This is a genomic window from Paenibacillus artemisiicola (assembly GCF_017652985.1).
GTDB lineage: Bacteria > Bacillota > Bacilli > Paenibacillales > Paenibacillaceae > Paenibacillus_Z > Paenibacillus_Z artemisiicola.
The window spans coordinates 1-13,975 of record NZ_JAGGDJ010000082.1; the positions used below are offsets into that span (position 1 = coordinate 1).

Sequence of the window (13,975 nt, forward strand, 5' to 3'; positions counted from 1 at the left end):
CATTCGGAGACGCGCCGGCTGCCTCGTTCACGGTTGATTCGGATACGCAAATTACCGCAGTCGCACCGGCAGGCACGGCGGGAGCGCCGGGGATGGCGCAAGCGGCGGCAGCGGCAAGCCGGGCAGCGGCGGCGCGGCCGGTGATACCGGCACCGGCGGCGATGCCTCCGGCAGCCCGGCCTCGGACGGCGAATCCGCCGGCAAGCCGGACGACGCGGCGGCGCATGGCGGCTCTAAGCCGCCCGCAAACACTGGCGGCGGCGGGCAGACGTCCCAGCCGCCGGCGCCTCCGATCGCCAAGGACGGCATCACGGTCATCGGCGACTCCGTCATTTTGGACGCGAAGCCGTTTCTCGAGGAGCTCGTCCCGGGCATCGTCGTCGACGGCAAGGTCGGACGCCAGCTGTCGCAGGCGGACGACGTCGTAGCCGATCTGAAGCAGCGGAAGCGGCTCGGCAAGACGGTCGTCATCGAGCTGGGCACGAACGGCTCCTTCACGCAGAAGCAGCTGAACGCGCTCCTGGACGCGATCGGCGACGGCCATGCGATCTATTTCGTCAACACCCGCGTACCCCGTAAATGGCAGGACGCCGTCAACGGCATGCTCGCCGATACCGTGGCCGGGACGCCGGGCTTGAAGCTGATCGACTGGTATACGGCCAGCAAGGACCATGAGGATATCTTCGGCAAAGACGGCGTTCACCTGAAACGGAGCGGCGGGGAATTCTTCGCGAAGCTGATCGTCGGATCGTTGAACTAAACGAAAGAGAGGCCCGGCCGGCCTCTCTTTTTGCCGTGCGTCGCCGAGGCAGCCGCCAGCCGGCGATCAACGCGTGACCGCAGGCGGCCCGCGGTCTTGCGCGCAATCGTTCGGTTTTCAGCAGTCGGGGTACGGGTATATATCGTTGATTTGGTCGAACGGGTAGTGGAAGGTGGCGAACTGGGAGGCGTACAAGTACTGCAGCACGTAGACTTCGCCGCCCTGCACGCCGCACAGCTTGCCGGACACGCCTTGCCCGTTCCGCAGGGCAACGCCGACGGGCCTGCCGACGAGATAGGCCGCTTTTTGCTCCAGCGGCATGCCGCCGGTCGCCGGATTGGGCATGAACATGGACATCGCTCCTTGGTCGCCCCAATGGTGGAGAGAGGGCTTCGGCATCCTATGTCCCGGGCGCCGGCCCGGAACCGGCGAATGCCCGGAGCGCGCAAAGATTGTCGAGGAATTTTTGCCAAAATACGGTATACTGATTCGGGACGAGCCGTCCGTTAGCAAGGCAGGCCCGTCGGAGAGACTACCGCGAATAGGAGTGGACCGGAATGAAATTGAACAAAATCCATCATGTCGCCATCATTTGCTCGAATTACGAGCGGTCGAAGCGGTTTTACGCGGAGGTGCTCGGCATGGAGATCGTGGCCGAGACATACCGGGCGGAGCGGGATTCCTACAAGCTCGACCTGGCCGTCGGCGGCGATTACCAGATCGAGCTGTTCTCGTTCCCGAACCCGCCGGAACGGGTCGACCGGCCGGAGGCGCGCGGGCTCCGCCATCTCGCGTTCGAGGTGGACGACGTCCAAGCGGTTGCCGGGGAGCTCGAGGCGCAGGGGATCGCCGTGGAGCCGATCCGCATCGATCCGCTGACCGGCAAAGCATTCACCTTCATCGCGGATCCCGACGGGCTGCCGCTCGAATTCGTGCAAAAATAGCGGCAGCATTTTGGAAGAATTCCAGCATTTCGGGGATACTAACGACGTGAATGTATATATGTGAATATTGTGTCAATAAAACTAACGCAATGAGGCAGAAGAAGGCGTTCTACCCAAGAAAACTAGTTTACAAAACGACAATTTCCCCGTATATTTGATACATACGCAAACAAATGCTAAAAGTCGTTTTTTACAAATGTTCAGGGCAGGGGCGTCAACACATCTATTATTAAGGGAATGGGGCGGTAAAGACATGAAGAAAACACTAAGCTTGCTCGTACTTTGCATGTTAGTTCTTGCATTGGCGGCATGCGGCAGCAACAAAGGCGGCAACAACGGTTCGAACGCGGGATCTGACGCGGGATCGAACGGCGGCGCGAACAACGGCGGAACGAAAGCTTCGTTCAAGGCCGGCATGGTCACGGACTCCGGCACGATCGACGACAAGTCCTTCAACCAAGGCACGTGGGAAGGCCTGGAACGCGCGAAAAAAGAACTCGGCATCGACGACAAATACCTGAAGCCGGCCGGCACGACCGAAGCCGACTACCTGAAGGAAATCGGCAACCTGTACGACGCGGGCTTCAAAATGGTCGTCGTGCCGGGCTTCAAATTCGAAACGGCGATCTTCGCCGCGCAGGACAAGTACAAGGACGCGAAATTCGTCCTGATCGACGGCTCGCCGCACACGGCGGAAGACCCGACGCCGAAGGTCGGCGAGAACACGGTATCGATCTTCTTCGCGGAGCATGAATCCGGCTTCATCGCCGGCGTCGCGACCGCGCTGCAATTGAAAGAAGGCGAAGCCGGCTTCATCGGCGGCATGGAAATCCCGCCGGTCCAGAAGTACAACTGGGGCTTCCAGCAAGGCGTGAAATACGCGAACGACAACCTCGGCACGAAGCTTAACATCAAGAAAGAAAACGTCGTGTACCAAGGCAGCTTCGACAACTCCGCGGCAGGCGGCCAGCTGGCGGCCCAAATGTACGACCGCGGCGTCAATGTCATCTTCACGGCGGCGGGCGGCGTAGGCGTAGGCGCGATCAACGAAGCGAAGACGCGCGTGAAAGCCGGCAAAACGGCGTGGATCATCGGCGTCGACGGCGACCAATACCAAGAAGGCGTCTACGAGGGCGACAAATCCGTCATCCTGACGTCCGCGATGAAAAAAGTATCCGAAGCTTCCTTCGATATGGTGAAAGCGAACCAAGAAGGCTCGTTCCCGGGCGGCCAAACGCTGACCTTCGACATCAAGAACGACGGCGTGGGCATTCCGGAGCAAAACCCGAACCTCGCCGACGAGACGGTAACGAAGGTGAACGACGTGATCGCAAAGCTGAAAAGCGGCGAAATCAAAGTCGCGGCCGAGCAAGGCAGCCTGATCAAGTAAGCTGTGCCATAAGCAGGCCATATCCATGAAGAGACGGGTTCATCCGTCTCTTTTTGGTTGCTTGTTACGATCTTTATGCGAAAAAGGTGAGCGAACGAATGGATTTTGTAGTGGAAATGCTCCATATACGCAAAGAATTCCCCGGCGTCGTCGCGAACGACGACATCACGCTGCAGCTCCGCAGAGGCGAAATCCACGCGCTGCTCGGCGAGAACGGCGCCGGCAAGTCGACGCTGATGAGCATTCTGTTCGGCATGTACCAGCCGGATAAAGGGACGATCAACATCAACGGCGCGCCCGTGAAGATCGCCAATCCCAACGTAGCGAACAATTTCGGCATCGGCATGGTCCACCAGCATTTCAAGCTGGTGAGCAACTTTACCGTGACCGAAAACATTATTCTCGGCAACGAGCTTACGCGCATGGGCACCCTCAACATCCAAGCCGCCGCGCGCAAGATCGAACAGCTGTCCAAGCATTACGGCCTGAACGTGGATCCGCACGCGAAGATCGAAGACATCTCCGTCGGCATGCAGCAGCGGGTCGAGATTCTGAAGATGCTGTACCGCAACGCCGAAGTGCTGATTTTGGACGAGCCGTCCGCGGTGCTGACGCCGAAGGAGATCGAAGAACTCATCAAGATCATGCTTAATTTGGTCAAAGAGGGCAAATCGATCATCGTCATTACCCACAAGCTGAAGGAAATCAAGGCGGCCGCCGACCGCTGCACCGTCATCCGGCGCGGCAAGACGATCGGCACGGTGGACGTGAAGACGACGAGCGAGGCGCAAATGGCGGAAATGATGGTCGGCCGCGGCGTATCGTTCAAGGTCGAGAAGACGGCCGGCAAGCCGGGCGACGTCATCCTGAAGCTGGACCATCTCACCGTCAAAAACAACAAGAACGTCGCGGGTCTGAAAGACTTCTCGCTCGACGTGCGCGCCGGGGAAATCGTCGGCATCGCGGGCGTCGAGGGGAACGGGCAGACCGAGCTCGTCGAGGCAATCACGGGACTGCGCAAGGCGGAAAGCGGAGCCATCCTGCTGGAAGGCAAGGACATCGTCCGCGACTCCATCCGCGAGCGGATCGACAAGGGCATCGCCCATATCCCGGAAGACCGCCAGAAGCGCGGGCTCGTGCTCGACTACACCTTGGAGGACAACATGATCCTCGAGGTGTACAACAAGGAGCCGTTCTCGAAAGGCGGCATCCTGAAGCGTTCGGCCATCCGCAAGTACGCGAGCGACATTCTGAGCAGCTTCGACGTGCGCTCAGGCCGCGGTCCGCTGTCCGTCTCCCGCTCGCTGTCCGGCGGCAACCAGCAGAAGGCGATCATCGGGCGCGAGATCGAGCTGAACCCGTCGCTGCTCATCGCCGTGCAGCCGACGCGCGGCCTCGACGTCGGATCCATCGAATATATCCATAAGCGGCTGATCGAGCACCGGGACAAAGGCAAAGCCGTCCTGCTTATCTCGCTCGAGCTCGACGAGGTGCTGAACGTCTCCGACCGGATCGCCGTCGTGAACAACGGCGAGCTGATCGGCGTCGTGAACGCGGCGGAGACGAACGAACAAGAAATCGGCCTCATGATGGCCGGCGTCGGCAAAGGGGGAGCACAATGAGAAACGTCATCATATCCCTGTGCGCCGTGCTGTTCGGCCTGATCGGCGGCGCCATCCTGATGGCGGCGACCGGGCATGATCCGATTCAGGGTTATCAATACCTGTTCCAGGGCGGCCTGAAAAATCCGTCGCGCATCGGCGATACGCTCGCGACGGGAACCCCGCTCATCTTCACGGGGCTGTCGGTCGCGTTCGCGTTCCGGACCGGCCTGTTCAATATCGGGGCCGCGGGCCAAATGCTGTTCGGCGGCTTCTGCGCGACGGTCGTCGGCCTGAACGTCGATACGGCGCGGCCGCTGCTGCTCGCGATGATGATCCTGGCCGCGATTCTCGGCGGCGCGGTGTGGGCGTTCATCCCAGGCCTGCTGAAGGCGCGCTTCAACGTGCACGAGGTCGTCTCCACGATCATGATGAACTGGATCGCCTATTGGACGATCTATTACGCGGTGCCGGCGTACCTGAAGGCGGAGTCCGTCGAGACGGAATCCCGCCTGCTGCCGGACAAGGCGACGCTCAAATCGGCGTTCCTCTCCGACATGTTCGGCGGCTCGTACATCAATCTCGGCTTGTTCATCGCGGTGATCGTCGTCCTCATCATCGCGTTCGTCATCAACAAAACGACGCTCGGCTACGAGCTCAAGGCGGTAGGCTATAACCGCCATTCCGCGGAATACGCGGGCATCCCGGTCAACCGCAGCATCATTACGTCGATGCTCATCTCCGGCGCGCTCGCCGGCCTCGGCGGCCTGGCGCAGTACGCGGGCAACGGCGCGAACATCCAGATCGGCGTTCTGCCGAGCCAAGGCTACGACGGCATCGCCGTCTCGCTCTTGGGCGCGAATTCGCCGCTCGGCGTATTGATCTCGGCGTTGTTCTTCGGCCTGCTGTACTCCGGCCGCGGCTTCATGAACGCCATGACGGAAATTCCGCCGGAAATCGCGGACTCCATCATCGCGATCATCATTTATTTCGCCGCGACCAGCGTCCTGATGAACCGGCTGATCACGTGGCTGATCAACCGCCGGCGGACGGCGGCCGCCAAGGGCGGTCCGGTCAGCGGAAAGGAGAACGCTTAGCCCATGTGGACGACTATCGAACAAATTTTTCCGTATGCGATCATGTTCACCATCCCGCTGCTCATCACCGCGCTCGGCGGCTTGTTCAGCGAACGAAGCGGCGTCGTCAATATCGGGCTTGAAGGGCTTATGGTCATCGGCTCCTTCATCGGCGCGCTGTCGATCAGCAAGCTCCAGGCCGCCTGGCCGAACCATCAGACGGGCGCGATCTGGGTCGGTCTGCTGCTGGCGATCGTCGCCGGCGTGCTGTTCTCGCTGCTCCACGCGTTCGCGAGCGTGCATCTGAGCGCCAACCAGGTCATCAGCGGCACGGCGATCAACATGATCGCCGGCGCGATCACGGTATTCCTGTCCCGGAACATCACGGGCAGCGGCAACATCCGGCTGACGAGCGGCTTCCAGCCCTTCGACGTGCCGGGGCTGTCGCATATTCCGATCCTCGGACCGCTCATCTTCTCCAAGACGTACTGGACGACCTGGCTCATCCTGCTCGTCGTGCTCCTGAGCGCGTTCGTGCTGAAGAAAACGCCGTTCGGCCTGCGTCTGCGCGCGTGCGGCGAGTATCCGCAGGCGGCGGAAGCGGCCGGCGTCAACGTGTACCGGATGCGGTATATCGGGGTCATGATCTCGGGCGGGTTCGCGTCCTTGGGCGGGGCGATTCTGCTCGTGACGATCGCCGGCGAATTCACCGGCACGGTGGCGGGCCTCGGCTTCCTGTCCCTGGCGGCGCTGATCTTCGGCCAGTGGCGGCCGCTCGGCATCCTGGCGGCGACGCTGTTCTTCGGCTTCGCGAGCACGTTCGCGAACGTCTCGCAGGTCATTCCGGCGCTGCAGCATATTCCGCCGGTCATTTTGCAGCTGTTCCCGTACGTCGTGACGTTGATCGCGCTCGTTATTTTCTCCAAGAGCTCGCAGGCGCCGAAAGCAGCAGGGGAGGTTTTCGATTCCGGCAAACGGTAAACAAACGCCAGCGATGGACAGGGGAGTGGAGAACCGATGTTTGACGAACGCACAGACGATAAACGAGGCAAGATGCTTGACGCCGTTCGGATGTATTACCAGTTGGACTACAGTCAGCAGGAAATCGCCAAACAGCTCGGCGTGTCCAGACCGACGGTCAGCCGGTTCATCCAGCAGGCCAAGGAAGAAGGCTACGTGGTCATCAGCATCATCGACCCGTTCGAGAACAACGACGTGCTTGCCGGCAAAATCGAACGCAAATTCGGGCTCAAAAAAGTCGTGATCGTGAACGTCCCGAACTACACGGACGCCGTCGTCAAGAAATATCTCGGCACGGCGGGCGCGAAGTATCTGGACAATGTCATCAAGGACGGGGACATCGTGGCGGCGACGTGGGGAACGACGCTGTACGAGGTCGCGCTGAACCTGCAGGACAAGCACGTGAAGGACGTCAAGGTCGTGCAGCTGAACGGAGGCGTCAGCCATTCCGAGACGAGCACGTACGCGAGCGAGATCATCAGCCTGTTCGGCAAAGCGTTCCATACCGTCCCCTACTTCATCCCCCTCCCGGCCATCGTCGACCATCCGATCGTCAAGAAGACGATCGAGACCGACCGGCATATTCGGAATATTTTGGAACTTGGCAAAAAAGCGAATATTGCGATGGTGACGGTCGGCGCGCCGACGGAAGATTCGGTCCTGATCAAAGCGAACTACTTCAGCGAACCGGAATTGAGGCTGATCATGGAGAAGGGCGCGGGGGACATCTGCTCCCGCTACATCAACATCAACGGCACGATTTGCTCGCAGGAGCTCGATCAGCGCACGATCGGCATCGATTTGAACGACCTGAAGAAGAAAGAGCAGTCCATTCTGGTGGCGGGCGGCAATCGCAAAGTCGACGGCATCTACGGGGCGCTGCGCGGCAGATACGCGAACGTGCTCATTACCGACCAATTCACCGCCAAATATTTGATGGAGCGGCCATAAACCCACAAGAAAGAAGGAACGGATCATCATGAGTAACGAATTGGCTGGAGCGGCGCTCGCCGCCTACTTTGACCATACCTTGCTGAAGCCGGAAGCGACGTTCTCGGGCATCGTGAAGCTGTGCGCGGAGGCGAAGCAGAACGGGTTCGCGACCGTGTGCGTCAACCCGTACTGGGTGCCGGAAGCGGCAGAGCAATTGAAGGGGACCGGCGTCGGCATAACGACGGTCATCGGCTTCCCGCTCGGCGCGACCACGACGTTCGCGAAGGTCGCGGAAGCGCGCGACGCGATCGCCTCGGGGGCGACGGAGATCGACATGGTGCTGAACGTCGGCGCCTTGAAGTCCGGACGCTTCGCGGCGGTGGAGCAGGACGTGCGGGCTTTGGCGGAGGCGTGCAAGGGCCGCGCGCTGCTCAAGGTCATTCTGGAAGTGGGGCTGCTGACGGACGAAGAGAAGGTCACGGCCTGCGCGATCTGCAAGCGCGCGGGCGCGGATTACGTCAAGACGTCGACGGGCTTCGGCCCGGGCGGCGCGACCGTGAAGGACATCGCGCTCATGCGCGAGGCGGTCGGCCCGGAGATGGGCGTGAAGGCATCCGGCGGGGTGCGCGACCTGGAGACGGTCCGCGCCTTGATCGCGGCGGGCGCGACGCGCATCGGCGCGAGCGCCAGCGTGGCGATCGTCGGCGGCGGCACGGGCGAAGGCTATTAAGGACAAGACCATAGCCGTACGAATGGCGAGAGAGGTGCAGCGGCTGCACCTCTCTCGATCGTTTTTGTCCGGTTATTCGATTAGGCATTCAAATATTGCGCGCGGATGATCGCCAGATGATGCAGTTCGTGTCCCGCGATGACGTGCGCGAACGCGCGGGCGGACATCGCCGTGCCGCTGGCCGTGCCTTTGCGCGCCCAGGCTTCCGGCGCGATCGTGCCGATGAGCGAGAGCGTCGACGCGCGGACCGCCTCGTAGTCGGCCAGCAGCCGCGCGACGGAGAGATCGTCGAAGCCGGCCCGCGTCACGTAGTCGTCCTGCTCGAAGCCCGGCAGCGGCGTCGTATCGCCGCGCGCGATGCGCAGCATGCGGTAGCTCATGATGCGCTCGGTGTCCGCGAGGTGGCCGAGCACTTCCTTCAGGCTCCACTTGCCCGGGGCGTAGCGGTACAGCGCCTGGCTGTCCGTCATGGCGGCGTACAGCGCGGCGAGCTGCTTGCGATTGTCTTCGAGCGTCGTCAGGACATCGCCTTCGACAAGCCCGATGTAGATGCCGAAATGCCCGCCGAATTCGTCGGCGGCCGGTTGTTGAAGCATGGGCGTCATCTCCTTAAATGGTTGAATGTTCGGCGCGATAGGGTGTAAGCTACAAGAACAAGCGTAACCCTCGTACACAGTAAAGACAAGGAGTGTTTTCAAAATGGCAGGAAGATCGAAAGAAGAATTGAACGGCATTTCCCACCTGGGCAACCAGGGCACGCAGTACCTGTTCACCTACAGCCCGGACGTGCTGGAGACGTTCGACAACAAGCATGTCGGGCGGGACTATTTCGTCAAGTTCAACACCCCGGAATTCACGAGCCTCTGCCCCATCACCGGCCAGCCGGATTTCGCGTCCCTCTACATCTCGTACATCCCCGACGTGAAAATGGTGGAGAGCAAGTCGCTCAAGCTGTACCTGTTCAGCTTCCGCAACCACGGCGACTTCCACGAGGACTGCATGAACATCATCATGAACGACCTCATCGCGCTGATGAACCCGCGCTACATCGAAGTGTGGGGCAAGTTCACCCCGCGCGGCGGCATCTCGATCGACCCGTACACGAACTGGGGCCGGCCGGGCACCAAATTCGAGGAAATGGCGAACTACCGCCTGATGAATCACGACCTGTATCCGGAGAAAGTGGACAACCGTTAAGGCAGGGCCGCGCTCGCGCGGATTTTCCTTCCGACCGTAACCAAGACCCGGCGACTTTCATACGATAAGCCGCTACTTGCCCCGAAAGAATTCTCTCCCGCGGGGGAGAACGATCTTGCGAAAGGACGTGGCTGCAGCAATGAAATTCTCATGGGAACGCAACCTCTTCGTGCTTTGGACCGGCGTATTTTTCTGCAGCATGGCCTACTCCATCTCGATTCCGTTCCTGCCGATCTTCCTGAACACGGAGCTCGGCGTGGAGCATCACCTGGAGGCGTGGTCCGGCATCGCCTTCGGCATTACGTTTTTGGCGAGCGCGCTCATCTCGCCCTACTGGGGCTCGCTCGCCGACAAGTACGGACGCAAGCCCATGCTCATCCGGTCGGGCTTCAGCCTGGCCGCGCTGTATTTGGTCAATTATTTCGTTCATGATCCGTATCTGTTCCTGGTCATAAGGATTTTCCAAGGGCTGCTGGCCGGCTTCGTGCCCGCGTCCATCGCGCTCGTCGCGACCAACACGCCGGAGGAGAAGACGGGCTACGCGCTCGGCATCATGTCGACGGCCGGGGCGACGGGGAGCATTCTCGGACCGCTCGTCGGCGGCGTGGTCAGCCATTATTTCGGCAACCGGGAGGCGTTCCTGTTTTCGAGCGCCATCGTGCTCGTCTCCGCGCTGATCGCCACCTTCTTCGCGAAGGAACAGAACTTCAACCGGAAAGCCGCCCGCTCGCACGTGCGCGACGACCTGAAGCACGCGCTGGCGAACCGGACGTTCTCGCTGCTGCTTCTCATGGTGGCGATCAGCACGTTCAGCGTCATGATCCTCGAGCCGCTGATCACGGTCTACGTGCTGCGCATGGGCGTCTCCAAGGAGAGCGCCTCGCTCAGCTCCGGCATCATCTTCTCGGCGGTCGGCATCGCCACCGTCATCATGGCGCCGCGCTGGGGGAAGATCGGCCGGAGGGTCGGCTACGAGAAGGTGCTGTTCGTCGGCCTGATCGGCAGCGGCATCGGCAACATCCTGCAGGTGCTCGTCACGAATTACATCGGCTTCGGCATTCTGCGCTTCGGCTACGGGCTGTTCTTCGCGGCCGTCAACCCGGCCATCAACGCGATGATCGTGCAGTCGACGGAATCGGATTTCCGCGGCCGGGCGTTCAGCCTGAACCAGTCGTCCTCGCAAATCGCGACGATGGCGGGTCCGATTCTCGGCGGCCTCCTCGGCGGCTGGATCCCGATCCGCTGGATCTTCGTCATCAACGGCGCCGCGCTGCTGCTGTCGGCCGTGCTGTTCCGGCTGCGCAATCACGGCAAGGCAACCGTCGCCGCGCGCCACGGGTGAGCGGCGGAGCGCGCATGGGAACAATGCAGGAAATAAGCATATAGCAAGAACGTCGAAAACCGTCTCGCGCGCGAGACGGTTTTTTCATGCGTTTACGAGTTTCGCTCACTCCGAGCCGGCCGGACGTCAGACGAGCCGAATAAAGAAGGCGCGAGAAGCCACTTCGGAATCGACTGACAGGCCGTTGTCAGGGGAGCCGTGCTATAGTGAAGACAGCACCTGACAAGAAGGACCAATTGGAGGAGATCGAAGATGTTCGCAAGCGTAAATGCATTCATCGAGGAGTACCGGATGGAATCCCAATCCACGCAGAAGCTGTTGGACGCGCTCACGGACGAATCGCTCAAGCAGCCGGTCGCGCCCGGCTACCGGACGCTGGGCCACGTGGCGTGGCATCTCGTGCACGACGACGCCGGCATGGTGCAGAGAACGGGCCTGCGCTTCAGCGCGCCGCCGGCGGACGCGGAGCCGCCGCGGTCGGCGGCGGCCATCGCGCGCGCGTACCGCGAGACGACGGCGTCGCTGCTGGAAGCGGCCGCGGCGTGGGGCGACGACAAGCTGACGGAGGTCAACGACATGTTCGGGCAGCAATGGCCGAACGGGCTGACGCTCTACCTCTTCATCAAGCACGAAATTCATCATCGCGGCCAGCTGACGGTGCTGATGCGCCAGGCGGGCGTGCCCGTCGCGGGCGTCTACGGTCCGTCCAAGACCGAGTGGGAAGCGATGGGCGTTCCGGCTCCTACGAAATAAACGGCGCAATCGACGGAACGCGTTCGATAATGCGATGAAGCGCCGCGCAACGCGAAAACCGAAAGACCGCAGCGTTCCCCGATACGGGGCGCGTGCGGTCTTTCGTTTTTTTGGTCCGGCGAATCGGCCGGTTAAGCTGCGCTTGATTAGGCGGTTTGCGGCATTTGGCTGTTTTGCAGCGCTTTCCACGCCGATTTCCATTTCCGGAGCCGCGACTTCAAATTGCGAACGCGCTTCATGGCAAAGAGTTCCCTCCCAAGGCAAATTCATCTCCCCTGATCTTACCGCGCGTCTGTTAACGGACCGTTATCGTCCCGTGACGATTTCCCGAAGAAAATGTAAAGATCCCGCCCTGCCGTTCAAGCAGGGCGGGATCTTGCCATAAGCGACGGCCGTCATTCGGCGGCGCCCGCCCGCAGCAGAAGGGCTTCCATGTCGCGGCGCCCGAAATGACGCGCCCAGCCGAGCGGCGTGCTGCCGTAGCGGGCGTCCTTCAGCGCGAGATCCGCGCCCCGGGCGAGCAGCAGCTCCGTCAGCGCGGCCTCGGTGCCGGCCGCCGCCCAATGCAGCGCCGCGGCGCCCATCCGGTCGAAGCCGGACGGCGTGCCGTTCACGTCCGCGCCGCGGTCGAGCAAGTACGCGGCGCATGCCGCGCTGCCGCCGATCGCCGCGTAGATCAGCGCCTGCTGCGGCAGCTCCTCCGGCTTCGGACCGCCGGGAATCGGGACGTTGACCGGCTCGCGGTGCCGGCCGGCGCTTGGCAGCAGCGCGCCGTCCGCGCCGAAGAAGGCGGGCAGCAGGTCGACGCGGCCGACGGCCGCCGCAAGCTCCAGGTCGAGCGCGGCGCCCCGGCGGAGCAGCAGGTCCCGCACATTGCCGCAGCCGTACCAGATCGCCTGCGCGAGCGGCCGGCGGTCGTCGTCCAGGCCGTCGACCGGCGCGCCCGCGTCGAGCAGGAAGGCCGCCATTGCCGCGTCGTCGTTGCTCGCCGCCCATTGAAGCGCCGTCTCGCCGCCCGCCGGATCGATCGCGCAGGCATTGACGTCGGCGCCGGCGTCGATCAGAATCCGCGCCGTTTCCAGCCGATGCGGATAGTGCCCGGGCCAGTCGCACAGGTGATGCAGCAGCGTGCGGCCTTGGACGGAACGGGCTGCGGCCAGCTCGGGCTGCGCCGCGAGCAAGGTTCGCAGCCGCTCGGGTTCGCCGTTCTTAACGGCGCGGTAGGCGGCGCCGTAACGCTCTTGCAGACGTTCGTCGACCGGCCGGTCATCCGGACGTTCTCGTTCGTTCATGAGGCATCGCTCCTTTTTTTGGGCAGGACAGGTTAGCGCTGTCTTCACTCTATCATGAATCGTTCCGCGCGAAAATAACATGTAATAAGCGGATGTAACAGCGGACGCTCTGCCTTGGTTTGGCGGAAGGGGGCGTGGGACATGGAGTTCGGGCTGTCGGAGGAGGAGCAGATGATCCGCGACACGGCCGCTCGGTTCGCGGAGCAGGAAGCGGCGCGGCGCGCGGCGGACGCGGACGAGGCGGAGCTGTTCGACAGGCGGTCGTTCGACGGCATGGCGGAGCTCGGGTTCGCGGCGCTACCTTGGCCGGAGGAGGCCGGCGGGGCGGGCGGCGGCTTCGCCGGCTTCGCGCTGGCGCTGCAGGAGCTGTCGCGGACGAGCGCCTCGCTCGGCGCGGCGCTGTGGGGCCACGCGTATTTGGCGGCCGGGCCGCTGCTGCGGTTCGGCGGGGCCGAAGCGAAGCGCCGCCATCTGGGGCCGCTCATGGCCGGGACCGCGCTCGGGGCGGGGATGCTGCCGGGGGCGGCGAGCGCTTCGTCGCGGCTGCGCGCGGGCGCGGCCGCGAGGCGCGACGGCGACGCGTACATGCTGGAGGGCCAGCAGGGGTACGTGCTGGGCGGCGCGCAGGCCGACCTGTTCGTCGTCTACGCGGAGACGGCGGCCGAACGCGGGGGCGGGGCTGGCGGCGCGCAAGGAGACGAAGGGGGAACGCGCCGCCGAAAGCGGTATACCGCCCTGCTGCTGGAGCGGGACCTTCCCGGCCTGACCGTCCGGCCCGTGACGAAAAAGCTGGGCTTGCGCGCCGCGGGCATGGCGCATCTGACGTTCGAAGGCTGCCGGGTTCCGGCAGCCTATCGGCTTGGCCGCGAAGGGCGCGGCGCCGAGGTCGCCCGGACGGCGGCGGCCGGGGCGCGCTGCGGCCTGGCGTCGGTGGCCG

The 13,975-nt window shown here is 62.7% G+C and carries 15 protein-coding genes; 12 read left to right on the plus strand and 3 right to left on the minus strand.

The annotated features are described in order from the left end of the window. Positions 1-334: 334 nt before the first annotated feature. Entirely contained in the window at positions 335-760 is a 426-nt protein-coding gene (locus I8J29_RS32410) for an SGNH/GDSL hydrolase family protein (RefSeq protein WP_208851407.1), read from the plus strand. Between the two features lie 117 nt (positions 761-877). Here I8J29_RS32410 and I8J29_RS32415 read toward each other — a convergent pair whose 3' ends face one another. Further along, positions 878-1,081 (minus strand): hypothetical protein, encoded by a 204-nt coding sequence (locus I8J29_RS32415; RefSeq protein ID WP_208851419.1) that lies wholly within the window; start codon positions 1,079-1,081, stop codon positions 878-880. Positions 1,082-1,317: 236 nt separating this feature from the next. On the opposite strand from I8J29_RS32415, the gene gloA2 reads away from it, so the two are divergent. The 7 genes from gloA2 to deoC all read left to right on the plus strand — a co-directional run bounded on the left by gloA2 (position 1,318) and on the right by deoC (position 8,454). Next, complete coding sequence (gene gloA2 / locus I8J29_RS32420) at positions 1,318-1,704, plus strand: SMU1112c/YaeR family gloxylase I-like metalloprotein (protein WP_208851408.1); 387 nt, start codon at positions 1,318-1,320, stop codon at positions 1,702-1,704. 253 nt (positions 1,705-1,957) lie between these two features. Beyond that, complete coding sequence (locus tag I8J29_RS32425) at positions 1,958-3,094, plus strand: BMP family ABC transporter substrate-binding protein (RefSeq protein WP_208851409.1); 1,137 nt, start codon at positions 1,958-1,960, stop codon at positions 3,092-3,094. Between the two features lie 98 nt (positions 3,095-3,192). Beyond that, complete coding sequence (locus I8J29_RS32430) at positions 3,193-4,716, plus strand: ABC transporter ATP-binding protein (RefSeq protein WP_090645110.1); 1,524 nt, start codon at positions 3,193-3,195, stop codon at positions 4,714-4,716. Beyond that, the gene (locus tag I8J29_RS32435) at positions 4,713-5,792 is read left to right on the plus strand and encodes an ABC transporter permease (protein WP_208851410.1); all 1,080 of its coding nucleotides are present in this window, start codon (positions 4,713-4,715) and stop codon (positions 5,790-5,792) included. Before I8J29_RS32430 ends, I8J29_RS32435 begins: the two co-directional genes overlap by 4 nt. A 3-nt stretch (positions 5,793-5,795) precedes the next feature. Further along, complete coding sequence (locus tag I8J29_RS32440) at positions 5,796-6,752, plus strand: ABC transporter permease (RefSeq protein WP_208851411.1); 957 nt, start codon at positions 5,796-5,798, stop codon at positions 6,750-6,752. Between the two features lie 36 nt (positions 6,753-6,788). Continuing rightward, positions 6,789-7,742, plus strand: coding sequence for a sugar-binding transcriptional regulator (locus I8J29_RS32445; protein ID WP_208851412.1), 954 nt, complete (start codon positions 6,789-6,791; stop codon positions 7,740-7,742). 28 nt (positions 7,743-7,770) lie between these two features. Next, the gene (gene deoC / locus I8J29_RS32450; RefSeq protein WP_090645098.1) at positions 7,771-8,454 is read left to right on the plus strand and encodes a deoxyribose-phosphate aldolase; all 684 of its coding nucleotides are present in this window, start codon (positions 7,771-7,773) and stop codon (positions 8,452-8,454) included. Between the two features lie 80 nt (positions 8,455-8,534). On the opposite strand, the gene I8J29_RS32455 is transcribed toward deoC, so the two are convergent. Then, positions 8,535-9,050 (minus strand): DinB family protein, encoded by a 516-nt coding sequence (locus I8J29_RS32455; RefSeq protein WP_208851413.1) that lies wholly within the window; start codon positions 9,048-9,050, stop codon positions 8,535-8,537. 103 nt (positions 9,051-9,153) lie between these two features. On the opposite strand from I8J29_RS32455, the gene queF reads away from it, so the two are divergent. The 3 genes from queF (at position 9,154) to I8J29_RS32470 (ending at position 11,746) form a co-directional block, all read left to right on the plus strand. Beyond that, positions 9,154-9,651 (plus strand): preQ(1) synthase, encoded by a 498-nt coding sequence (gene queF / locus I8J29_RS32460; protein ID WP_208851414.1) that lies wholly within the window; start codon positions 9,154-9,156, stop codon positions 9,649-9,651. A 139-nt stretch (positions 9,652-9,790) separates the two neighbouring features. Beyond that, positions 9,791-10,993, plus strand: a complete 1,203-nt coding sequence (locus tag I8J29_RS32465) for an MFS transporter (RefSeq protein ID WP_208851415.1) — start codon at positions 9,791-9,793, stop codon at positions 10,991-10,993. 252 nt (positions 10,994-11,245) lie between these two features. Then, positions 11,246-11,746 (plus strand): DinB family protein, encoded by a 501-nt coding sequence (locus I8J29_RS32470; protein ID WP_208851416.1) that lies wholly within the window; start codon positions 11,246-11,248, stop codon positions 11,744-11,746. A 395-nt stretch (positions 11,747-12,141) separates the two neighbouring features. On the opposite strand, the gene I8J29_RS32475 is transcribed toward I8J29_RS32470, so the two are convergent. Further along, on the minus strand, positions 12,142-13,038 hold the full coding sequence (locus I8J29_RS32475) for an ankyrin repeat domain-containing protein (RefSeq protein WP_208851417.1): 897 nt from the start codon (positions 13,036-13,038) through the stop codon (positions 12,142-12,144). A gap of 141 nt (positions 13,039-13,179) precedes the next feature. On the opposite strand from I8J29_RS32475, the gene I8J29_RS32480 reads away from it, so the two are divergent. Next, a partial coding sequence (locus tag I8J29_RS32480) for an acyl-CoA dehydrogenase family protein (protein ID WP_208851418.1) occupies positions 13,180-13,975 on the plus strand: 796 nt, incomplete at its 3' end.